The following is a 22787-nucleotide window of genomic DNA, read 5'->3' as shown; positions in this document are numbered from 1 at the left end:
GCGACGTCGCGCAGCGCGGGAAGCGCCTCGATCTCCGCCTCGCAGCCGGCGACGAGGTCCTCCGCCTCGGCGCGCGTGGCGGCGAGGCAGGCGGCGATGGGCTGCCCGACGAAGCGCACGACGCCGTCGGCGAGCGGCGGATAGGGCGCCTGCCGGAAGCCGGGCATGTCGGGCCCGGCGGGCAGCAGCGCGACCGCCCCGATCTCGCCGGCGGCGAAGACCATCGCGCCGGCAGGGCGATGCAGCGCGCGGATGCGGCCATGCGCCACGGGGCTTCGGAACAGCGCGAGTTCCAGCATCCCCGGCGCGGAGAGGTCGGCGGCGAAGACGCCCTGCCCGAGCAGGTGGCGCCGGTCCTCCCGCCGCGGCAGCGATGCGCCGATCCAGCTCTTGGCCTCCATCGCACGCATCTTGCATGCTCGTGCCCGGCGCCGGAAGCGGCGCGCAGACACCGAGAGCATGATGACCGACACCGCCACGCCGCTCCTGCTCACTCCTTATGCGCTGCGTGACGTCACGCTGCGCAACCGCATCGTCGTCTCGCCCATGTCGCAATACAGCAGCGAGCCGGGGGGCATCGTCGGCGACTGGCACCTGGTGCACCTGGGCAAGTTCGCGCTCGGCGGGGCGGGGATGGTGTTCTGCGAGGAGACCTCGGTCAGCGAGCGCTCGCGCAAGACCTATGACTGCCCGGGCATCTGGACCGATGCGCAGGCCAAGGCCTGGCGGCGGGTCACCGACTTTCTGCGCGCGAACGGATCGGTGGCGGCAATGCAGATCGGCCATGCCGGGCGCAAGGTGGCGACGCGCGCGCCGTGGGACGGCTTCGCGCCGCTCGGCGAGGCGGATGCCGCCGCCGGCCGTCCGCCCTGGGCCGGGCTCGCGCCCAGCCCCGTGCCCTTCAAGGAAGGCGCGATGCTGCCGAAGGAGATGGATGCGGACGACATCCGCGCCGTCATCGCGCTGCACGCCGATGCCGCGAAGCGCACGCTGGATGCGGGCTTCGACGTGCTCGAGATCCATGCCGCGCATGGCTACATCATCCAGCAATTCCTCTCGCCCGCGGTGAACCGGCGCAGCGACGGCTATGGCGGCGACCGTGCCGGGCGGATGCGCTTCGGGCTCGAGCTGGTGGAGGCGGTGCGCGCGGCCTGGCCCGCGGACAAGCCGCTGCTGGTGCGGATCTCCTGCGTGGATGGCGGCGGCTGGACGCTTGAGGACAGCATCGCATTCTGCGCCGAGCTGAAGCCGCGCGGCGTGGACCTGATCGACTGTTCCTCGGGCGGGATCGAGGGGCCGCTGACGCTGCACCTGGTGCCGCGCGTGCCTGGCTATCACGTGCCCTTCGCCGAGGCGATCCATCGCGCGACCGGCCTGCCCACCATGGCAGTCGGGCTGATCACTGAGGCGCGGCAGGCCGAGGGCTATCTGCGCGAGGATCGCTGCCAGCTGGTCGCGCTGGCGCGCGAGATGATGTGGAACCCGAACTGGCCGATCCACGCCGCGGCCGAGCTGGGCGCGGATCCGCTCGCCTTCATGCCGCAGCGCTACGCCTGGTGGCTGAAGCGGCGGCAGGAGGCGCGGGCGAAGTATCCGACGGGGCTCGAGGCGGCGGAGTAGCCGCCTCGCGCCTCACGCCGGGCCGGTCACGCCCGGCGCAGGCGGCGGTCGTCCATCGACGGCAGCAGGCGCGGGTCGAAGACCTGCTCGACCGTCGGCACGCCGCTGGTCAGCTCGAAGCCCTCGCGCACCATGGCGATGGATTGCGCGACGCGCTCGGTGGAGAGGAAGCCGAGGCCGTTTTCCCGCGTGCGGGGCGTGACCATCAGGCGGTCGCGGATGAACTCGATGCGCTCCATCTCGATCTGCTCGTCGAGCAGCGGGAACTGGCGCTTGAGCTCGGCCGCGGCCTGGCGGGGGTTTGCCATCACCTCGTGCCAGCAGCGCGTGCTGGCCTGGAGGAAGCGGCGCACCGTCTCCGGGCGCTCGGCCAGGAAGGAACGGCCGGCGATCACGCCGTTGCCCGGCAGGTCCATGCCGTGGTCGGCGTAGCGCATCATCCGGATCGTATCCGGGTTCACGCCGTTCGCCTTGAGGTTGAAGAACACGGTCTGGTCGAAGCCGGTGACGGCGTCCACTTGGCGCGTCAGCAGCATCTGGTCGCGCAGCGCCGGCGTCACCTGTTCGCGGCGCATGGCGTTGATGTCGATGCCGTTGATCCGGCAGAAGGCCGGGAACATGCGGCTCGTCGCATCCGCCGCGCCCTGGCCGATCCGCTTGCCCACCAGGTCGCGCGGCACGCTGATGTTGGAATGGGCGAGGCTGATGATCGCCTGCGGCGAGATGTCGTGCAGCGCGGCGACATAGACCGGCGCCGTTTGCGGGTTGCGGGTGTAGAACTCGACCAGGGTGGAGAGGTCGGCGGTGCCGATCTGGTAGGAGCCGGAGGCGGTGCGGGTCACCGCGTCGCCCGAGCCGCCGGAGCCGTCGATCGTCACCTCGAGCCCGACCTCGCGGTAGTAGCCGCGCGAGAGGGCGAGCAGGTAGCCGGCCGTACCGCCATCCTGGCGGAAGTTCAGGATGACGCGGACGCGCTCCGGCGACTGCGCGCCGGCGAGGCGGGGCGCGGCCAGGCTGCCCAAAGCGGCGGCAAGCAGGGTGCGGCGGGCGAGTGTCATCGGCGTGCTCCTCCGGTGCTGCCGGTCGCGAAGCAAGGGGGATGCCATCAGGCGGCGACGTTCCGGCCCCAGCCGGCCGCGTCCAGGGCGCGGCCCTCCAGCGCCACCGTCCGGCCCCGGACGAGGGTGCGCACGGGCAGGCCATGCAGGGCGAAACCTTCGAAGGGCGTGGCGTTGCCGAGGCTGTGCAGCGACGCGGCCCGCACCTCGCCGCGCCGCGCCATGTCCACCAGCACCAGGTCGGCGTCCGAGCCCGGCGCGATCAGCCCCTTGCGCGGGAACAGCCCGAAGGCGCGGGCCGCGTTGAAGGCGGACCGCCGGACATAGTCGGACAGCGTCATCCGTCCCGCCGAGACCTGGGCGAGCATGAGGGGCATGGAGGTCTCCACGCCCGGGAAGCCGGGCGCGACCTCCCACATCGACTCCCGTGCCTTCTCCGCAGGCAGGTGCGGCGCGTGGTCGGTCGAGATCATGTCGATCGTCCCGTCGAGCAGCGCGCGCCAGAGCGGTTCGGCATGCTCGGGCCCGCGCAGCGGCGGCTTCACGCGCAGGAAGCTGCCGGGCAGGCGGGCCTCGTCTGCCGTGGAGAGCAGCAGGTAGTGCGGACAGGTCTCGGCGGTGATGTCCACGCCGCGCGCCTTGGCATGGGCGATCCAGGGCACGGAATGGCGGCAGGATTCGTGGGCGATGTGGATCTTGGCGCCGGTCCATTCGGCGAAGAGCGCGGCGCGACAGGTCGCTTCCACCGCCGCGATGTCGGCATGCATCTCGAGATGCGCGGCGAAGTCCCGCCGGCCGGCAGCCTTCAGCCGCGCCTCGCGCCATTTCAGGATCGGCGTGTTCTCGGCATGGATGGTGGTGCGCAGGCCGAGCCCCGCCAGCGCCTCGAAGGCCTCCAGCACGGCGCCGTCGGAAGGGCAGGGCGTGCGGGGGTTGTCGCTGCCGAGGAAAAGCTTGAAGGCTACCGCGCCGGCGGCGCGCATCTCCGCGAGATGCGGCAGCGAGGCTTCGGACAGCAGCCCGTAGACGCCGAAATCCACATACGCCTGCGGCTGCGCATGCGCGATCTTCGCGGCCACCGAATCTGGCGTGGCGGTGGCGGGGTCGGTGTTCGGCATCTCGAAGACCGTCGTCACGCCGCCCGCCGCCGCGGCGCGCGTGCCGCTCGCCCAGGTCTCCTTCCAGGCGAAGCCGGGCTCGCGGAAATGGACATGCACGTCGATGGCGCCGGGCAGGATGTGCAGTCCGGCGGCGTCGATCGTCTCCGTGGCCTCGGCCGGCTCATCGGGGCCGAGGATGGCGGCGATCCGTTCGCCGCGGATCAGGATGTCGGCGCGGAAGGCGGCCTCATGCGTCACCACGGTGCCGCCGGCGATGCGCAGCGCGGTCACGGCAGGCGCGCCCCGATCGCCTCGGCCGCCTCGGCCAGCGCGGCGTTTCGGCGGGTGAGATCGTCCTGCATGGCGAGCACTTCCTCCGCCAGGGCGGCCGGGTCGAAGCGTGTCGGGCGGCCATCCTGCAGCAGGATCTCGCCGCCGACGATCACGGTGCGGACCGCCGCGCCGGTCTCGGCGAAGACCAACTGCGCGACGGCGTCGTTGAGCGGCAGCCAGCCCGGGGTTGCGAGATCGTAGAGCGCGATGTCGGCCGCGAAGCCGGGCGCAAGCACGCCGAGCTTCGGCATCCGCAGTGCCGCGGCGCCGCCGGTGGTCGCGGCGCGCAACGCCTCGGCCGCCGTGAGCCAGCGCGCGCGGTCAGGCAGGGCGGAGCGGTGCGCCACGGCCGCGCCGCGCATCGCCTCGTGCATCGAGAGATTGTCGTTCGAACCCGGCCCGTCGGTCGCTAGTGCCAGCCGCACCCCGGCTTCTCGCAGGGTCGGGATCGGGGCAAGACCGACGCCGAGCCGCGCGTTGCTCTCGGGGTTCAGCACCGCGGCCGCGCCGCGGCGGGCCATGAGCGCGATCTCCGCCTCCGACAGGTGGATGCAATGCGCGCAGGACCAGCGGTCCGACAGGATACCGAGCGCCTCCAGCCGCTCGAGGCTGCCCATGCCGAAGCGGGCGCGCGCCTGCGCGGCCTGGGTCGCGGTCTCCAGCAGATGCGTGTGCAGGCCGGTGTCGTGACGCTCCGCGAGATCGGCGCAGAGGCGCAGCGCGGCATCGGTGCAGCGGTCGGGGTTGGAGGGCGCGGGGAAGACCCCGATGCGCCCGTCGTGCCCGTGCCAGCGGGCGATCGCGTCGCCGGCGATCTCGGCGAAGCTCTCCAGAGGCTGCGGTCGCAGCAGGCCGCCGTCGGCATCGGGCGGAAGTCCGGGCGGCAGGATGTCGGCGAAGCCGGCATCGAAGAAGCGCAGCCCGACCACGGCGCGCAGGCCCGTGGTATGCCAGGCGGCTATCGCGGCCTCGATGTCCTCTGCCGCGAAGAGCTGGCCCGGGAAATGGTCGAGCAGCGCCGTGGTGCCGGTCGAGAGCGCCCACCAGGCGGTCAGTTGCACCGCCAGCGCCGTTTCGCGCGGCGTGCGGTTCGCGGTGCGCGCCAGCGTCCGCCACATGAAGGCGGGATGCGAGAGCCGGTCGCCGAAACCCGCCAGCGTCGCCGATTGCGAATGCGTATGGGCGTTGACGAGGCCCGGCGCCGCGAGCCGCCTGCGGCAGTCCATGACGGCCGCGCCGGCCATCGCCTCCGGCGGCGGGTCGCCTTCGCCCAGCGCGGCGATCAGCCCTTCCGTGACGCGGATCCAGCCGCGGGGGATGAGGCGGTGGTCCGGTCCGGCAATGATCGTGGCGTCGCGCAGCAGCAGGCTCATGGCGCGTCCCACGCCTCGAACATGCGGTGGCGCAGGCCGATGCCGCGGGCCTCGGCGAGCGCCACGACGTGACGCGCGAGTAGCAGGTCCTGTGCGGCGATCCCGATGGACTTGAAGACGCGGATGCGGCCGTCGGCGGGCGGAGGGGCGTCCAGCAACCCGATCTCGCCGCGCCACCGACCGGGATCGAGCGTGCCGGAAGCGAGCGCAAGCCGGATGTCCCCGCCCTTCTCCAGCGCATCCGTGGTGTCGTCGGCCCAGACCGTTGCGCGCCGCATAATGGCATCGTCGGCCTCCCGAGCATCGCCACGCGTCGCGCCGGCGAGCAGCACCAGCGCGCCGTCGCGCACGACGTCACCGGGGAAGACGGCGCTGTCCGAAGAGGTGGCGCAGAGCAGGATGTCGGCATGGCGCGCCGCCTCTGTCGGATCGGCGACGGCGCGGACGACAGGCGCCGCGCCCTGTTCCGCCACCGCGAGTTCGGTGGCGCGGGCCGGCCCGCGCGAGGCGATGCGCACTTCCTCGAGCGGGAACGCCGCAGCCATGGCGCGAAGCGCAGCGCGCGCGATCTTGCCGGCGCCGAACAGCGCAAGGCGGCGCGCACCGGGCGGCGCGAGCAGCCGGGCGGCCGCGGCGAGTCCACCCGCCGTGCGGTGATCGTTGAAGGCGGCGGAGGCGAGCAGCGCGCGCGGCAGCGCGGTCCGCATGTCCCAGAGCGCGAGCAGGCTGGCGGTACGCCGAGGCGCGTCCGGCCCGTGCGGCCAGCCATGGATGTTCGACTTCACGACGAGGTCCGCGCCGCCCAGCCCGGCCAGCACCAGCGCGCCGCCTGGCGGAGCGGCCTGCTTCAGCGCGACCCGTGCCGGGCCAGGGAGGCGCTTCGACGCGTGCAGCCGATACGCCTCCGCCGCCAGGGCCAGCGCGTCGGCGGGCGTGACGAGCGCATCCACCTCCGCGTCGGTCAGGATCAGCATCGGCGCGGCGTCACCTGAGGCGCGGCAGGCGGTCGATGTCGATCTCGGCGGTGTCCATCATGTGCTGCGCCTTGTCGAGCCAGGGCTGCAGACGCGCAATGCGGGCGGTGATGGCTGCGAAGTCCTGCCGGAAGCCGGGCATCACCTCCGCCACCTCGGCGAAGACGGCCGCCTCGTCGACCGTGGTGACGCGGCGGTCGCGCAGCACGAAGCGGCCATCCACCATCACATGGCGCACGGCGCGACCGGCCTCGATGTTGACCAGCTGGCGCGCCGCGCTGTTCAGCGGCACGAAGCTGGGATCGGCGAGGTCCACGAAGGTCAGGTCGGCCTTGAACCCGGGTGCGATGCGGCCAACCAGCTGGCCGAGGCCCATCGCCGCCGCGCCGCCCTCCGTCGCCGCCTTCAGCGCGGGAATGGCCGGCGGCGGACCCTTCATCACGTCGCTGACGGTGGCCAGCAGCGAGAAGAGCTTCATCGCCACGAACATGTTCTGCGCGTCGGAGCAGCTGCAATTGTCGCAGCCGAGCGCGATCCGCACGCCTGCGCGCATCATCTCGCGGATCGGCGGGATGCCGCATTTCATCTTGAGGTTGCCCTGCAGGTTCAGCACCACGCCCGCGCCCGTCTCTGCCAGCAGCGCGACCTCGTCCGGGGCGAGCCAGACGCTGTGGGCGAAGTTCATCTCCGGCCCAAGCGCGCCTTCGGCATGCAGGCGGCGGATGATGGAGCCGCCATACTGCGCCAGCTCATGCCGCGCCTGCAGCGCCATGCCCTTCGATTCGTAGAGGTGCGAGAAGACCGGGATTCCGTAGCGCCGCGCGAGGTCCATGGTGCGCGCCATCAGCGGCGGTGTGCAGCGCTCCGGCGCGGAGGGGCCGAGCGCCCAGTGCAGCCGCGGGCGCGGCGGCGCCTTCAGGCAGGTCGTCTCGAAATGGCCGAGCAGGTCGAAGTTGCGCTCCGGCTCGGCGGCGCTGGAGAGCTGGCCATGAAACTCTGGCGGGAAGACCTCCTTCCAGAAGGGCACGGTATCGAGGCCCTTGCGGTCGCCGTATTGCAGCGCGAAGACGACGCGGATGCCGAGGCTTTCATAGGCCTCGATCACCGTGTCGAGATGCGCGGGATCGAAGGGGTAAAGGGTGAGCATGTCCTGCACGGTGGTCATGCCGGAGCGCAGGCACTCGAGCGCGCCGAGGAGCGTGCGCGCGCGCACCTCCTCGCGCGATCTCGGCGGATATTGCGCAGGCAGGGCGTAGAGCCGCCATTGCTCGAGCGGCACCTCCTCCAGCGTGCCCTTCGCCAGCACGTCGTGGGAGTGGTAGTGCGCGTTGACGAAGCCCGGCAGCACAAGCAGGCCGCGGGCGTCGAGCGTCTCGGGCGGCGGCCCCTCGGCGGGCGCGAAGCGGGGTGCGACGGCGAGGATGCTGTCGCCGCCGATGGCGATGTCGGCGACCGGCGGATCGTGCCAGTCCGCGTCGGGCAGGAGGATTCGCGCGCCGGTGATGAGAAGCGTGGTCCCGGCGGGCAGGGGCAGGGTCGGTTCCATCTTCAGCCTGCCGAGCCATGCTGCGGCAACGGGCATCGTGGCTCTCGGGCTGCCCGCTTGCGCTGCAATCCGCCTGCCCGCGCAGGCGCGGTGCGACGACGATGCGCTGGGCAGCGCATCGAAGGCTGAGGGCCGACAGGCGTGGAAGCCTTCAACTGTTCCTCCCGAGGTGGTCCCGCGATCGCTGCGGCGCATCGGCCGCATGCCATGATGTTCTCGGCCTCTACGCAAGTTGCGGGCCATCGGCTCCCGGGGGGACAGCGAGCCGATGGGGCGGCGCCTCTGGGCCGGGTGCAACGGAACCGGGCTGCTGGGCCCATCCCTCGTCAGGCGCTAGCCATCGCCCGCCAGCGTCATGCACACGCGGAACTGTCCCGCCGCATGGATATGCGCCCGCATCGCCGTGCTCGCCGCGACGGGATCGCGCCGGCGAATCGCGCCCAGAACCGCTTCGTGCTCCATCACGACCTGGGCCACGCGGCCAGGCTTCCGGTAGGTCGTTCCGGGCAGGAGCGCCATCACGTCGCTCATCGCCTGGATGGCCTGGTTGAGGAAGACATTTCGTGCGGCGTCATAGATCGCCTGGTGGAAGCGGCGGTTCAACGCCGCGGCGCGCGCCGCGTCATCGGACGCCGCCCGCATGGCATCCAGCGTCGCGTCCAAGGTCGCGATGTCGAGGTCCGTCGCCTGCAGCGCCGCAAGTTCCGCCGCCGCACCCTCGAGTGCGGCACGGAACTGATACAGCTCCCGTATCCGGGCCTCGTCCAACTGCGTCACCGCATAGCCGCGGCCCGGCAGGCTCTCGACGAGCCGATCAGCCTCGAGTCTGCGGATCGCCTCGCGCACCGGGGTACGGCTCGTGGCCAGTTCCTCGGCCAGTTGGACCTCGCGCAGACGCTGGCCAGGGCGATACGCCCCGGTGCGGATGCCCTCCCGCAGCAGCCGGTACACTCGCTCAGCGCGCGAGACCCCGGATCGTTCGTCCTCCTCCGACTCTCGCGGCATACTCATGGCAGGAACATGCCGCCATTCACATGGACCGACTGCCCGGTGATGAAGGAACTGGCCGGGCGGCAGAGCAGCCGGATCACCTCGGCTACGTCCTCGGGCACGCCCTCGCGGCCGACGATCGGGAAGCCTGCGATGCCCTTGCCCGCGGTCGCGGCGCGCTTGCCGCCGATCTTGCCCGGGATCACGCAATTCACGGTGATGCCCTGCGCGGCGAATTCCACGGCCAGCGCACGCGTGAGCCCGACGATCCCGGCCTTGCCGGTGCCGACATGCGCGCGCCCGCCGGCGCCGAGATGCGCGCTGACGCCGCCCATGTTCACAATTCGCCCGTAGTTGCGCGGCGCCATGCGCCGCAGCGCCGCGCGCGAGCAGAGGAAGGCGCCGTCGAGGATCACGCCCGTGATCTCCTTCCAGCGCGCATAGCTCATCTCGGTGAAGTGCTCCTCGCCACGCAGCGCGGCGTTGTTCACCAGGATGTCGATCCTTCCGAAGGCGCGGTCGATCTCGGCGAACATCGCCTCCACCGCCGCCTCGTCCGTCACGTCGGCCAGCACGACGAGAGCGCGCCGACCGAGCGCCTCGACCTCGCGCGCCACGCCCTCCGCTTCCTCGCGCGACGAGCGGGCGTGCAGGACGAGGTCCGCGCCTTCCGCGGCTAGCGCCAGCGCCGTCGCCCGGCCGATGCGGCGCACGCCGCCGGTGATCAGCGCGACATGGCCCAGCATCGGCGTGTCAGTCATGGTGGCTCTCCGGCGTGTCGTTCGGGATCAGGAGGGGACGCAGGTCGCGGATGCGGTACGACCCAAGCTCGCGGGTCGCCGCGACGAGGGAAGAAGCCCGGTCGCCGAGCAGCGGCAACAGAAGGTCGAGCGCCTTCGCCTCGACCTCTTCCTCGGGCATGGGGTTTTCCGGCGTGCCGCGCACGGCAACAGCGTGGTGGTGCCGCGTCCCACCGGGACCGCGGATCTCGACGATGGCCTGGCGCGCCGGGATGGCGACGGTCAGCTCCGGGCTCGGCACGAGAGTCATCTTTGCGCGCAGCGCGCGGATCGCCGGGTCCTGCATGCGGGGAATGTCGTGCGCGGCGGCGAAGCTGACGGAGCCGTCCAGAAGGGCGACCGCCGCCAGGTGCTGCACGCAGACATCGGGCATGGCCCGGTCGTCCACGATGTGGATACGGTCGTCCGGCATGGTGATGACCACGGCATCGATTGCGCCCGGATCCTGCGGCGCGCCGCCGGTGATCGCGACGATGGCGTCCAGCACCGCCTGGATCGGCGAACCAACGCACCACTTCTTGATGGAGGCGCGCCCGATCTCGAAGCGCTCGCCCAGCGCGTCCACGAGCGCCGCGCGGTCCGGACGTTCGGCGAAGGCGGCGAAGAGATTGTGCGGGCCGCTGAGCGGATCCTCGACGCCGGTGAAACCCGACGCGACCATCAGCGCGGCGAGCGTTCCGTTGCGGGCCGGCATGCCGGCGAAATCGAACGCCTTCTCCACATGGAACGGGTCGCGGTTCCAGAACGGGATCCCGCTCGCCTGCTGCGCGGCGTAGGCCAGCACATAGCGCGACTGCCGCGCGTCGAGCCGCAGCAGCGACGCGGCGGCCGCGGCAGCGCCGAAGGCCGGGCCGATGCTGTGCGTGCTGTGCCGCGCCTTCGCCGGCGGCGGGAAGCCGAACGACAGGTTCACTCGCACGCAGACGTCGTAGCCCAGCGCGACCGCGCGCAGCAGCGCCGCCCCGTCCGCATCCTGCCGTTCCGCCACCGCGAGCGCGGCGGGCACGATGGCGCAGCCTGGATGGCAGCGCCCGGCGAGATGGCTGTCGTCGGTCTCGTCGCCATGCGCGGCCATGGCGTTGGCGAAGGCGGCCTGCGCGGCGGGCAGCAGCGCCCTCGCGCCGACGGCCAGCGCCTCCTCCACGCCGCCGGTCGAGGCGGCGAAGCGCGCGCCGAGCTGCCCGGCGGCGAGCTCCGTCCCGGAGACGATCGCGCCCAGGGTGTCGAGGAGATGCAGGCGCGTCTTGCGTGCGACCGCCTCCGGCAGCGGCCGGTCCGCCGCGCCGGCGATGTAGTCCGAAAGGCGAAGGATCTCTTCGGAAAGCTGTTGGGATGCGGGTGCGGCCATGTCGTCTCCTCAGACCAGCCCGAGGCCGCGCAGCGCCAGCACCGCCCCGCCGGTCAGGATCGCCGCATCGAGGATGGTGGTATGCAGCGTCACGCTGATGCGCGAGCTGATCCAGCGTGCCGTCATCACGCCCGGGATCGCGATCAGCCCGATCATCAGCGCCATGACCCAGGACGACAGCGGCAGCTCGCCGAAGGCCTGGAAGGTGCCGACCTTCACCAGGCCGATCACCAGCGAGATCGCGGCATCCGTCGCGACCACCGCCTGCGGCGGCAGGCCCAGCGCCGCCAGCGCCGCGGTCAGCAGCACGCCGCCGCCGGGCGTGCCGCCGGTGACCAGCCCGTAGCAGGCGCCGATCGCCACGATCCCCGCCGGCCCGATGTTCAGCCGCCGCCGCTTCAGCCAGCGACGCAGCGGCACCATCCCGACCAGTGTGACGCCGAGCAGCAGCGCGACCTGCGGCCCGCTCAGCAGTGTGAACAGCGCCGCGCCGACGAAGCAGGCCGGGATTGCCGCGAGCGTCAGCGGAAGCACCGGCCGCCACTCGACCTTGTCGCGGAAGACGACGAGGCGCGAGGCGTTGTTGAACAGCCCCGACACCGCCAGGATCGGGATCGCGGCCGCGGCGCCGACGACCGGCGCGAGCGCCAGCGGCATCAGCAGGTTGGTCCCGTAGCCGGCCAGCCCGCCGACGATCGCCGTCGCATAGGAAGCGAGGCCGACACCGATCGCGGCGAGCGGCTCGATCACGCTCAGCGCACCACGCGCACGCCGCCGGCCTGCAGGATGTCGCGCAGCTGGCCCTGGTAGCTGCGGAAGAACGCCGCGGTGTCGGCGGGCGAGAGGAAGGCGCTCTGCAGCTGGTTGTCCTCGACGTACTTCGCCCAGGCCGGGCCTTCCGACATGCGGCGGAAGAGGTCGCCGTAGAAGGCGACCGCCTCCTCCGGGATTCCGGGAGGCGCCAGCAGGCCGCGGGCCTGGATGACGTCGGCGATCGGGAAGCCGGCCTCGGCCAGCGTCGGCACGTCCGGCAGAAGCGGCAGGCGCGTGGCCGTCGCGGTGGCCAGGATGCGGAGCCGCCCGGCGCGAACCTGCTCGCGGATCTCCGCCGGCTCGGCGACCATCATGTCCACATGGCCGCCGAGCAGCGCGGACATCCGCTCGCCGCCAGAGGGGAAGGAGATGAAGGCCCAGCGCGCGCCGGTGTGCGCCATCAGCAACTGCCGCACCAGCGCGTCGCGCGCGGTCGGCGAACCGCCTGACTGCCGCACCTGGCCGGGGCGCGCCCTCGCCGCCTCGACGAAGTCGGCCAGGCTGCGATACGGCGAATCGCCGCGCACGATGATCACCGCGGGCTCGATCGCGACGCGCGCGATGGCGGTCATCTCGGTGACGAGGGAGCGCGCCTCGGCCTGCACCAGCGGCAGCGACATCCACAGGCTGGTCCAGATGCCGACGACATGGGCGTCGCCGCGGCGCTCCATCATGTAGTTCATCGCCGTCGCGCCGCCGCCGCCGACGCGGTTGGCGACCTGGATGCGACCGCTGAAGATCCGGTCCTGCTCGATGGCCGAGATCAGCGCGCGGGCGAAGACGTCGGGCCCGCTGCCCGGGCCGTTATGCGCCACGAACTCGATGGGGCGCGACGGTGTCCAGGCGGCGTGGGCCGGCCGGACGAGGCCGGCGAGGGCAAGCGTGCCGCCCGCGGCGAGAAGATGACGGCGCTTCATGTGTTCCTCCCTATCGGTTGCAGTCACACCGCGACACCCGCCCGCCGCCGGCGCAGCAGCCGGCCGATGAGCGGCGAAACCAGCACCAGCGCGGCGAGCGCCAGCATCACGGCCGAGAGCGGCCGCTCCACCAGGATCGCCGGGTCGCCCAGGGACATGGTGAGCGACTGGCGCACCGCACGCTCCATCGCGTCGCCGAGCACGAAGCCCAGGATCAGCGGCGCCGGCGGGAAGCCGAACTGCACCATGACATAGCCAAGCAGCCCGAAGCCCGCGAGAAGCAGCAGGTTCATCGGGTTGTCGGAAACGCCGAAGGCGCCGACGAGCGCCAGGCCGAAGATCAGCGGAAACAGCACGTAGACAGGGATGCGCAGGATCTGCGCGAAGAGCGGTACCAGCGGCAGGTTCATCACCAGCAGCATCACGCTGCCGATGTAGAGGCTGGCGATCAGCCCCCAGAAAACCTCCGGGCTCTCCGTCATCATCAGCGGGCCGGGCTTCACGCCCCACACGATCAGCGCCGAGAGCAGGATAGCCGTGCTGCCGCCGCCCGGGATGCCGAGCGTCAGCAGCGGCACCATTGCGCCGCCGGAATCGGCATTGTTCGCGCCCTCCGGCGCAGCGACTCCCTCGGGCACGCCGGTGCCGAACTTCTCCGGATGGCGGGAGACGGTCTTCTCCACGCCATAGGCGATGAAGGAGGCGATGGCGGACCCCGCGCCGGGCAGCACGCCGACGATGAAGCCGACGACCGAGCCGTTGAGGAAGGCGAAGCGGCAGGCCTTGAGCTCGGCCCAGGAGGGCATCAGCTCGCGGAGGCGGTTCGGCACCGGCAGCGCCGTGGTCTCCTCCCGCGCGCGAATGCTCTCCAGTACGCCGGCGATGGCAAAGAGGCCGACGGCGACGATCATGAAGTCGATGCCGCCGAGCAGGAAGGAGGAGCCGAAGGTGAAGCGGCTCTGCGAGGTGAAGAGGTCGGTCCCTATGCTGGTCAGCCACAGCCCGACCAGCAGCGCGAGCAGCGCCTTGATCAGCGAGGACCCGCCCAGCACCACGACGAGCGAGAGGCCCAGCACCATCAGCGCGAAATACTCCGGCGAGGAGAAGCTGAGCGCGAATTCCGCGATGGGCGGCGCCAGCAGCGTCAGCGCGACGATGCCGAAGGTGCCTGCGACGAAGGAGGCGATCGCCGCGATCCCGAGCGCCGCCCCGCCGCGCCCCTTGCGCGCCATCTGGTAGCCGTCGAGGCAGGTGACGACGGACGACGCCTCGCCGGGGATGTTGAGCAGGATCGAGGTGGTGGAGCCGCCGTACTTGGCGCCGAAGTAGATGCCGGCCAGCATGATGATGCCGCCGGTTGGGTCCATGCCGAAGGTCAGCGGCAACAGCAGCGCGATGGTCGCTGCCGGGCCGAGCCCCGGCAGCACGCCGACGATGGTGCCGAGGAAGCAGCCGAGCAGGCACCACAGCAGGTTCTCCGGCTGCAGCGCGACGGCGAAGCCCTGGCCGAGGGCGGCAAGCGTCTCCATCGATTAGAAGCCCCAGGGTCCGGCCGGCAGCCCGACGCCCATCAGCCGTTCGAAGACCAGCCAGAAAACTCCGGCCGAGGCGGCGCCCACTGCCGCGCCGCGGGCCCAGCCGCGCCCGAAGACGAAGACGACGACCACGGCGGACAGCAGCGCGAAGCCGGCGACGAAGCCGATCCATTGCATGGCGAAGGCCGCGCCCGCGAAGGCCGCCCAGGTCGCGAGCGCGCGCGCATGGCCCGCGACGTCGCCATTCTCCGCGTCCGGCCGCGGCTGCAGCAGCGTGCGCAGTACCAGCAGCGCCGAGAGCGCCACCATCAGCACGCCGTAGCCGAGCGGGAAGAAGCCGGGGCCAGGCCCGTCCTCGGTCAGCAGGTCCCAGCCGGCCGCGCGCCAGGCGACGTAGCCGCCGAGACCGGCGAGCGCGATGCCCGCCAGCACGTCGCGGTCGAGGCGCCGCGCCATGCTCACGCGCAGAGCGCGACGAGGTCGCGCACATCGGGCATCGCGTCGAGCGACCAGCTCCGCTCGGCGACCTGCCGCGCACGCGCGTCGCCCAGCACCGGCGCCGCGTTGCCCAGGAACTTGTCCTCGATCGCGCGGTCCGACATCGGGTTGTCCACCGTGCCGGAGGCATGCGCCACTGGCGCTTCGAAACGCCGGCCGTCGGTGGCGAAAAGGACCGCATGCGCCTGGTCCTTGCGGAACCCTTCGTCCACCACGACCCGCACCTTGGGGCGGAAGGCGAGCACGTCGGGGGCCGTGGCGCGTGCATCGGCGTATTGCGCGATGCCGGCCGCGCCATCGAGGTAGGCGACCGAGGCGGAGTGGTTGATGCTGAACTTCGACATCAGCCCGGACCGCGGATCGTCCACGCCGGTGATCTTCACCGCATGCGGATGCACGCGCAACTCCACATGGTCGACGGCGTCGGCCGGCAGCGCGGCGCTGCGCGAGAGCGCGATCATGGCGTCGATCAACGGGTGGAGCACGACGCCGCAGGCGTAGGGCTTGTAGCCGTTGCGCGCGATCTCGAAGCGCTCGCCGAGGCTGTCGGTGATGCGATCGGGCGTCGCGGTCGCGCTGTAGATCCGGGTGAAGCCGCGCTTGCCCTCCAGAATCTCCTCGGAGCTGTTGAAGCCGCGCGCGGCGAGCAGCGCCGCCAGCGCGCCAGAGGCGGCGGCCTTCCCGGCATGGAACGACTTGCACATCGTGCCGCGGTTCTGCTGCATGCCTGCGGCCTGGGTGGTCGCGATGCCGATCGCGTGGTTGGTCGCCTTCGCATCAAGGCCAAGCAGCCGCGCGCTGCCGGCGCCGGCCGCGATCGCGCCAAGCGTGCCGGTCAGGTGCCAGCCGCCGTCGTGATGCGCGGGTGCGCCCTGGCCGGCCCGCACGCCGGCCTCGAAGCCGCCGACATAGGCGACGATAAGGTCGCGTCCGCTCACCGGCCGGTGCTCGGCCAGCGCCAGCAGCGCGGCGAGCAGCGGCGAGGAGGTGTGCAGCACGACCCCGCCCATATGCGTGTCGTCGAAGTCGAGCAGGTGGCCCATCTGGCCGTTGACCACGGGCGCATCCAGCAGTCCGAGTCGCCGCCCCGGATGGCCGAGCACGCGGGCCACGGGCGCGGAGCCGATCGCGTCATAGGTGTCGAGCAGGATGGCGATGGTGGGATGATGCGCGGCCGCCAATGCGCAGCCGATCCAGTCCAGCACGCCGCGCCGGGCCTCGTGCACGACCGGAGCGGGCAGGTCCTCGAACCGCAGGCCGGCGATGAAGGTCGCCAGCGCCTTGCTGACGCCGAGGCCGAGATTCGCGACGCCGTATTCCGTCTTCGACGCGCTGGACATCCAATCCCTCCTGCCAGCGAACGTCCCGCCGCCGTGCAGGGGCACCCTAGCCAATCTGCATGCCCTTGTATACATCGGTGGACAAAGCTCAGGCGTGGGGAAGCGGGCCATGGCACAGACCGTCGCGGAACGACTGGCGGAGGCGGCGATCGCCGCCCGGCCGAGCGCCGCCATGCGCGACACGGCCGAGCGGTTGCTGATGGACGTGATCGGCCTCTGCGTGGCCGCGCGGCGCAGCGACTACGTCGCGGCCACGCTCGCCGCCGCCGAAGGCCCAGGCGTCTGCACGGCCTTCGGCCATGCGGGCGGCTTCACCTCGTCCGACGCCGCGATCGTCAACGGCACCGCTGCGCATGGCGAGGATTACGACGACACCTTCGAAGGCGGCCCGGTGCATTCCGGCGCCGTGGTCATCCCTGCCGTACTCGCTGCGGCCGAACGCCTCGGCATCTCGGGCCCGGATGCGCTGCGCGGAATCGCGGTTGGCGCCGAAGCCGCGTGCCGGCTCTCCACCGTGATCCCGAAGGCGGTGCACAAGGCCGGCTTCCACCCGACATCGATCTTCGGCACGCCGGCCGCGGCGCTTGCGGTCGCGGTGGCGCTCCGGCTCTCGCCGCGGCAGGTGGTGAATGCGCTCGGCATCGCCGGCTCGATGTCTTCCGGCATCATCGAGTATCTGACCGACGGCGCCTGGACGAAGCGCTTCCATCCAGGCTGGGCCGCGGCGGCGGGCATGCGCGCCGCGCTCATGGCGCGTGGCGGCTTCTTCGGCCCGCGCACGATGTTCGAGGGGCCGCACGGTCTGTTCTACGGCTTCGCCAACAACCCGAACGGCGACTGGTCCCGCCTGCTCGACGGCTTCGGCGAGCGTTGGGTCGCCGAGACGATCGCCTTCAAGCCCTGGGCCAACGGCACCATGACGCAGCCCTATGTGGATTGCGCCATTCGCCTCGGGAAGCGGGGCGTGAAGGCCGAGGACATCGTCGAGATCACCTGCGAGACTGCCGAGGGGATCCTGCATCGCCTGTGGGAGCCGCTGGCCTCGAAGCAGTCCCCTCCCAATGCCTACGCCGCGAAGTTCAGCGTGCCCTACGGCGTCGCCGCCGGCCTAGTGCTCGGTCATGCCGGGCTCGACGCCTTCACCGAGGAACGCGTGCAGGAGAAGCGGCTGCGCGAGCTCTGCGCCAAGGTCCGCTACGTGGTAGACGCGGACAACCCCTACCCGCGCGCCTATACCGGCCATGTCCGCGCCGTGCTGCGCGACGGGTCGGTGGTGGAGGAGCGGCAGGCGAACCTCCGCGGCGGCGCCGCCGATCCGCTCTCGCGCGCCGAGATCGAGGCGAAGGCGCGCGACAACTGCCTCTATGGCGGCTGGGACGCGGCGCGCGCCGCCACGCTTATCGCCTTCGGCGCGCGCGCCTTCGACGAACCGCAGCTCGATCTCGAGCCATTCCGCGGCTGATCCGATGCCGGACCTGGCGCGCACCTGGGACGTTCTGGTCGCGGGCGGCGGCAACGCCGCGCTCTGCGCCGCCATCGAGGCGCGGCGCGCCGGTGCCTCCGTCATCATGGCGGAGCACGCACCGAAGCCGATGCGAGGCGGCAATTCCCGCCACACCCGCAACATCCGGGCTCTCCACCCTGCCCCGACCGAGGTGCTGACCGACAGCTACCTCGAGGAGGAATACTGGGACGACCTGCTGCGCGTGACGGGCGGCCGCACCGACGAGGGCCTCGCCCGGCTCTGTATCCGCGCCAGCCAGCACGCGCCGGATTTCCTGAAGAGCTGCGGCGTCGTGTTCCAGCCGTCGCTGTCGGGCACGCTCTCGCTCTCGCGGACCAACGCCTTCTTCCTCGGCGGCGGCAAGGCGCTGGTCAATGCGCTCTACCGCACGGCGGAACGCCTCGGCATCGCCGTGCTCTACGACACCGAGGTGCAGCACATCGAGATGCGCGACGGCTTCGCGACCGAGGCGATCGTCTCGCACAACGGCTTCCCCGAGCGCATCCGGTTCCGCGCGCTGGTGGCGGCGTCCGGCGGCTTCCAGGCCAACCGCGACTGGCTGCGCAAGTACTGGGGCGACGCCGCCGACAATTTCCAGATCCGCGGCACGCCTTACGCCCAGGGGCGCGTGCTGCGCGACCTGCTCGATGGCGGCGCGCAGGAGGTCGGCGACCCGACCCAGTTCCACGCCGTCGCCAACGATGCGCGCGCGCCGATGGAGGATGGCGGGCTCGCGATGCGGCTCGACTGCGTGCCCTTCGCGATCGTGGTGAACCGCGACGTCGAACGCTTCTACGACGAGGGCGAGGATGTCTGGCCGAAGCGCTACGCGATCTGGGGCCGCCTGATCGCGCAGCAGCCGGGCCAGGTCGCCTTTGCGATCACCGACAGCCTCGCTGAGCGCGACTACCTGCCGAGCGTCTTCCCGCCCTATCGCGCGAATACCGTTGCGGACCTCGCCGGCATGGCCGGGCTCGATCCGCAGAAGCTCGAGCGCGTGGTCGCCGAGTACAACGCGTCCGTCCGCCCCGGCACCTTCAAACCGATGGTGCCCGACGATTGCCGGACGGAGGGGCTGACGCCGCCGAAGAGCCACTGGGCGCGCCCGATCGCGACGCCGCCCTTCGTGTGCCACCCGCTGCGCCCGGGCATCACATTCACCTTCCTCGGACTCAAGGTGAACGAGCGCGCGCGGGTGCTCATGCAGGACGGCACGCTGTCGGCCAATGTCTTCGCCTCGGGCGAGATCATGTCGGGCAACATCCTCGGCCAGGGCTATCTCGCCGGCTTCGGCATGGCGATCGGTACGGTCTTCGGGCGCATCGCGGGACAGGAGGCGGCACGCCTTGGACGGAATTGAGCGCCTGCTGCGCGACGCGGAACGCAACGCCGCGCCAGAGACCGACGCGATGCAGGACGCGCGGCGGCAGATGGCGATCTGCAACGCGTGCCGCTATTGCGAAAGCTACTGCGCCGTCTTTCCCGCCATGACGATGCGGCGCGAGTTCAGCGCCGGCGACCTGACGCATCTCGCCAATCTCTGCCACGGCTGCAAGGGCTGCTACCACGCCTGCCAATACGCGCCGCCGCACGCCTTCAACGTCAACATTCCGGCGACTTTCGCGCAGTTGCGGCAGGAGAGCTACGCGGCATATGCCTGGCCGGCGCCGATGGGCCGGCTGTTCGAGCGCAACGGGACGGTGGTGTCGCTCGTCGCTGCGATCGTTGTCACGCTGGTGCTGCTGGCCACCGTCGCGCTGCAGGATCCGGCCGTGCTCTGGACGCCCCAGCGCGGCACAGGCGCCTTCTTCCGCGTCATCCCGCTCTGGCTGATCAACCTGCTGGCCGGCAGCACCTTCCTCTTCGCGATCGTCGCGATGGCGGTTGGCGGCGTGCGCTACTGGCGCGGCACGGCAGGCGGCGCCGGAGCACCTGCATCCATGGCCGCGGCACGCGACGCCACGACCGACATCCTGACGCTCCGCAACCTCGGCGGCGGCGGGCATGGCTGCAACGACCTCGACGACAGCTTCGCGCAGCACCGGCGCTGGCTGCACCAGGCCATGATGTACGGCTTCCTGCTCTGCTTCGCGGCCACCTCGACCGGCGCGATCTATCACCACGTCTTCGGCTGGCACTCGCCGCATGCCTTCCTGAGCCTGCCGGTGCAGTTCGGCACCTGGGGCGGCGTGCTGCTCTGCATCGGCACCGCGGGCCTGATCTGGGTGAAGACCGTGACGGATCCTGGCCCGGTCGCGAAGCGGGTGGTCGGCGGCGAGTACGCGATCCTGATCCTGCTGTTCCTGGTCAGCGCGACAGGCCTGCTGCTCCTGGCCGTCCGGCACACCGGCGCGATGGGCATCATGCTCGCCCTCCATTTCGGGCTCGTGCTCGCGCTCTTCGTCGCGGCGCCCTACAGCAAGCTGGTGCACGGGGTGTATCGCGGCCTCGCGCTCCTGCGCCACGCGCGCGAGAGGCGCGCCCGGGCGCCGTCCGCATGAGCTGAGCCGGCGCCGGTGGTGACCGGGCTGCCGTCACCACGTCCAACTCACCTTGCCGGCAACACCACGAAGCGGCGATAGACCCAGCCGAGCGCGATCAGCGTCAGCCCCAGGCCCAGGAAGCTCAGCACGCGCCAGAGTCCCACCAGCCCGCCCATGTCCACCAGGAACACCTTGACGATGGTGACCGCGATCACTGCGAGCGCACCGAGCCGGAGCGCCGGGACGCCGGCACGGATGCCGAGCGCGAGCAGCGCACCCGCCAGCAGGAGCCATGCGCCGCTGTAGGCGTAGAGTTCCGCCTCCCCGGGGGCGGCCTGGGACAGGGCCATGGCGTCGGCCTGGAACAGGTGCCGCACTTCCAGCGTGACCCATGCGAAGGCGGACAGGATGGCGTAGCCGCCGAGCAGGGGCCGGGCCGGCGGCCAGGCATCGGTTTCGCGTGCGGACGCCGCCCACCCTGCCGCTGCGGCGGGGACGGCATAGGCCAGCAGCAACGCGTTCAGCACCGGCCAGCCCGTCACCGCGATGCCGGCGAAGACGGCTGGGTTGGCGAGGATCATGCAGCTGCCGAGCGCCACCATCGCGCCGAGCTGCAGGATCCAGCCCCAACGCGGCACGACCCGGTCCCCGAGCCGCCGGTTCAGCAGTCGCAGCAGGGTCGAGAGCAGCGCGAGCAGCGCCAGCACGCCAGCGCCGAACCCGAAATCCGGCGCAGGCAGCGACTGCCTAAGGAGCAGCACGACGAAGGCGGTCGTCAATGCGATCGCACCGGCTTCGAGCACGCGCACCGAAAGGTCGTCGCGGACACGCAGGAACATCCATGCCGCGATCGCGAAGCTCGCCGCCGGCGCGGCATAGGCCCCCCAGATCGCCCCGGGCCCGTAGTCGAGGACCCAGGGGTTCAGCAGCAGCCGCACGAGCGCAGCGGCCGCGACCGCGGTCGCCACCCATCGCAGCGCCGGCAGGTCGACCCGCGCCGCGATCCAGGCGAGTGGCGGCAGGAACAGCGCGATGGCGAGCGTGAGCCACTGTCCGCTCAGCAGCATCGCGCAGCCGAGCGCCAGCGCGCCCGTCGCTCCCGCCGCATGCAAGCCCGCTCGGTCACTCGCGCCCTCGCGCACCGCCAGCGCCGCGGCACCGGTCAATGCGCCGGCCAGCGCGAGCGCGGCAAAGGCCCAGCGCAGGTCGAGCGCGAAGCCGCGGATGCGTGCATAGGCCACAAGCAGGGCGAGCAGCGGCACCGCCGCGACCAGCGCCGCCCAGCGCAGCGGATGCGGGGCGTGCCGCTCGAACCGGCTTCCTGCAGCGGCATGCATGGCGGCGAGCGCCAGCGCGGCGGCCAGGAAGGGGACCAGCGCCTCGGGCGGCCAAGCCGCACCGGGCAGGATCGCGGCAACGACGCCCTCGATCGTCACCGCCTCGCCCGGCGGTGCCCAGGCACCGAGCGGCCAGGCGAGCAGCATCAGCAGCGCCGCGGCAGCCGCGATCCAGGGCAGCCGGTCGAGCCGCGCATCGCGCGCGCCCTGCCATATCGCGACCGGGGTGAGCAGCAGGATGCCGACCGCCGGCTCCACCCCGTCCCATTCCAGCAGCGTCAGGCCCGCCCCTGCGAGCAGCGCAAAGGGAAGCCACGCCAGCCGGCGCCCGAGGGCGGTGTCCAGCGCCGCCCGCGGCAGCAGCCAGAGTTGCAGCGCCGCGGCGGCCGGGACGAACAGCGCAGGCGCCCAGCCGCCGCCCATCATGCCGCCCGCCACCACCCACAGCGCCGCTGCGAAGGTCGCGCACCAGCCCAGCCAGGCCGCGCCGACCTGCCGCAGCACGGCGAGCGCCGCGGCCGTCACCGCGAGCAGATAGAGGAACAGGGCCGGCAGCGACGGATCGTCCGTCTGCACCAGTGCCGGCGTCAGATAGGCGCCGATCACGCCGACCGCCCCGACCAGAGGCCCGAAGCGCAACGCGAGTGCGAGCCCCGCCAGCGCCGCCATCGCGAGAAGGGAGAAGCCCACCAGCGGCGGGACCAGCGCATAGAGCCCCGCGGCGCCATAGGACGCGCCGAACAGCGCTGCCGCGCCGCCGGCGGCGAGCGCAGCAGGCGCCTGGTCCGGCCACGGTATGCCGGCCTGTGGCGTGGCGGGCCGCCGCCGCAGCCATTCCGCGCCGAGGACGAGAGCGAAGCCCAGCAGCGCCGCCAGCGTGCAGCGTGCCGTCGGGCCCAGCCAGCCTTCCTCGATCGCCGTGCGGAGCAGGAACACGGCCGCGAGCAGCAGCATCGCCGCGCCGAGCCATACGCCCCAGCGCTGCGTCAGCACCGCCTCCAGCCCGGGCCCCGCCGGCCTCGGAGGGGGGGTGTTTGCAGCGGCCACGGCCCAGGGATTCGCAGCGAGGCCGGGCGCGGGCGGTATGGCTGCCTCAGGCTGCACCGCTGCGCTCGGGGCGACGGCTTGGGCGGGTGCGGCCGCCGGCGGCGGGGCCGGGCGCGGCGCACCCGGCACCGCGATGGGAACGGAAGAGCACACGCCTCAACTCCAGCCACC

18 protein-coding genes and 1 pseudogene are annotated in these 22787 nt (G+C 71.9%); 4 read left to right on the top strand and 15 right to left on the bottom strand.

What is annotated here, in order from left to right:
• Nucleotides 1-401 (bottom strand): annotated as a pseudogene (locus L2I40_RS04510) (hypothetical protein); the annotation flags it as partial.
• Nucleotides 402-462: 61 nt separating this feature from the next.
• On the opposite strand from L2I40_RS04510, the gene L2I40_RS04505 reads away from it, so the two are divergent.
• The gene (locus L2I40_RS04505; RefSeq protein ID WP_237213675.1) at nucleotides 463-1620 is read left to right on the top strand and encodes an NADH:flavin oxidoreductase/NADH oxidase; all 1158 of its coding nucleotides are present in this window, start codon (nucleotides 463-465) and stop codon (nucleotides 1618-1620) included.
• Between the two features lie 26 nt (nucleotides 1621-1646).
• On the opposite strand, the gene L2I40_RS04500 is transcribed toward L2I40_RS04505, so the two are convergent.
• The 13 genes from L2I40_RS04500 to L2I40_RS04440 all read right to left on the bottom strand — a co-directional run bounded on the left by L2I40_RS04500 (nucleotide 1647) and on the right by L2I40_RS04440 (nucleotide 16245).
• Nucleotides 1647-2678, bottom strand: a complete 1032-nt coding sequence (locus L2I40_RS04500; RefSeq protein WP_237213674.1) for an ABC transporter substrate-binding protein — start codon at nucleotides 2676-2678, stop codon at nucleotides 1647-1649.
• A gap of 47 nt (nucleotides 2679-2725) precedes the next feature.
• The gene (locus L2I40_RS04495; RefSeq protein ID WP_237213673.1) at nucleotides 2726-4069 is read right to left on the bottom strand and encodes a dihydroorotase; all 1344 of its coding nucleotides are present in this window, start codon (nucleotides 4067-4069) and stop codon (nucleotides 2726-2728) included.
• Nucleotides 4066-5484, bottom strand: a complete 1419-nt coding sequence (locus L2I40_RS04490; protein WP_237213672.1) for an amidohydrolase family protein — start codon at nucleotides 5482-5484, stop codon at nucleotides 4066-4068. The genes L2I40_RS04495 and L2I40_RS04490 overlap by 4 nt, the downstream gene beginning before the upstream one ends.
• Nucleotides 5481-6458, bottom strand: a complete 978-nt coding sequence (locus tag L2I40_RS04485) for an ornithine cyclodeaminase family protein (RefSeq protein WP_237213671.1) — start codon at nucleotides 6456-6458, stop codon at nucleotides 5481-5483. The genes L2I40_RS04490 and L2I40_RS04485 overlap by 4 nt, the downstream gene beginning before the upstream one ends.
• 10 nt (nucleotides 6459-6468) lie before the next feature.
• Complete coding sequence (locus tag L2I40_RS04480) at nucleotides 6469-8040, bottom strand: amidohydrolase family protein (RefSeq protein ID WP_237213670.1); 1572 nt, start codon at nucleotides 8038-8040, stop codon at nucleotides 6469-6471.
• A gap of 297 nt (nucleotides 8041-8337) precedes the next feature.
• Nucleotides 8338-9015, bottom strand: a complete 678-nt coding sequence (locus tag L2I40_RS04475) for a GntR family transcriptional regulator (protein WP_237213669.1) — start codon at nucleotides 9013-9015, stop codon at nucleotides 8338-8340.
• Entirely contained in the window at nucleotides 9012-9755 is a 744-nt protein-coding gene (locus L2I40_RS04470; protein ID WP_237213668.1) for an SDR family NAD(P)-dependent oxidoreductase, read from the bottom strand. The genes L2I40_RS04475 and L2I40_RS04470 overlap by 4 nt, the downstream gene beginning before the upstream one ends.
• On the bottom strand, nucleotides 9748-11142 hold the full coding sequence (locus L2I40_RS04465) for an MmgE/PrpD family protein (protein ID WP_237213667.1): 1395 nt from the start codon (nucleotides 11140-11142) through the stop codon (nucleotides 9748-9750). The genes L2I40_RS04470 and L2I40_RS04465 overlap by 8 nt, the downstream gene beginning before the upstream one ends.
• Before the next feature lie 9 nt (nucleotides 11143-11151).
• Entirely contained in the window at nucleotides 11152-11892 is a 741-nt protein-coding gene (locus L2I40_RS04460) for a sulfite exporter TauE/SafE family protein (protein ID WP_237213666.1), read from the bottom strand.
• Nucleotides 11893-11894: 2 nt separating this feature from the next.
• Complete coding sequence (locus tag L2I40_RS04455; RefSeq protein ID WP_237213665.1) at nucleotides 11895-12872, bottom strand: Bug family tripartite tricarboxylate transporter substrate binding protein; 978 nt, start codon at nucleotides 12870-12872, stop codon at nucleotides 11895-11897.
• A 23-nt stretch (nucleotides 12873-12895) separates the two neighbouring features.
• Complete coding sequence (locus L2I40_RS04450; protein ID WP_237213664.1) at nucleotides 12896-14401, bottom strand: tripartite tricarboxylate transporter permease; 1506 nt, start codon at nucleotides 14399-14401, stop codon at nucleotides 12896-12898.
• Nucleotides 14402-14404: 3 nt separating this feature from the next.
• Nucleotides 14405-14863 (bottom strand): tripartite tricarboxylate transporter TctB family protein, encoded by a 459-nt coding sequence (locus L2I40_RS04445; protein ID WP_237213663.1) that lies wholly within the window; start codon nucleotides 14861-14863, stop codon nucleotides 14405-14407.
• A 2-nt stretch (nucleotides 14864-14865) separates the two neighbouring features.
• A complete protein-coding gene (locus L2I40_RS04440) occupies nucleotides 14866-16245 on the bottom strand; it encodes an MmgE/PrpD family protein (RefSeq protein ID WP_237213662.1) in 1380 nt (459 codons plus the stop codon).
• A 109-nt stretch (nucleotides 16246-16354) separates the two neighbouring features.
• Between L2I40_RS04440 and L2I40_RS04435 the strand changes: the two genes are divergently transcribed.
• Genes L2I40_RS04435 through tcuB form a run of 3 tightly spaced genes read left to right on the top strand, consistent with a single transcriptional unit; the run spans nucleotide 16355 to nucleotide 20250 of the window.
• Nucleotides 16355-17707 carry an MmgE/PrpD family protein gene (locus L2I40_RS04435; protein WP_237213661.1) on the top strand — a complete coding sequence of 451 codons (1353 nt, stop codon included), beginning with the start codon at nucleotides 16355-16357 and terminating at the stop codon, nucleotides 17705-17707.
• A gap of 4 nt (nucleotides 17708-17711) precedes the next feature.
• Nucleotides 17712-19109 (top strand): FAD-dependent tricarballylate dehydrogenase TcuA, encoded by a 1398-nt coding sequence (gene tcuA, locus L2I40_RS04430; protein ID WP_237213660.1) that lies wholly within the window; start codon nucleotides 17712-17714, stop codon nucleotides 19107-19109.
• Nucleotides 19096-20250, top strand: coding sequence for a tricarballylate utilization 4Fe-4S protein TcuB (tcuB, locus tag L2I40_RS04425; RefSeq protein ID WP_237213659.1), 1155 nt, complete (start codon nucleotides 19096-19098; stop codon nucleotides 20248-20250). The genes tcuA and tcuB overlap by 14 nt, the downstream gene beginning before the upstream one ends.
• Before the next feature lie 47 nt (nucleotides 20251-20297).
• Here tcuB and L2I40_RS04420 read toward each other — a convergent pair whose 3' ends face one another.
• Nucleotides 20298-22562: a DUF2339 domain-containing protein gene (locus L2I40_RS04420; protein WP_237213658.1), complete on the bottom strand. Its 2265-nt coding sequence runs from the start codon at nucleotides 22560-22562 to the stop codon at nucleotides 20298-20300.
• Between the last annotated feature and the right edge of the window lie 225 nt (nucleotides 22563-22787).

This window comes from Falsiroseomonas oryziterrae, from assembly GCF_021864505.1.
GTDB classification, from domain to species: Bacteria; Pseudomonadota; Alphaproteobacteria; order Acetobacterales; family Acetobacteraceae; genus Falsiroseomonas; species Falsiroseomonas oryziterrae.
This window is presented reverse-complemented; position numbering and strand designations above follow the sequence as displayed.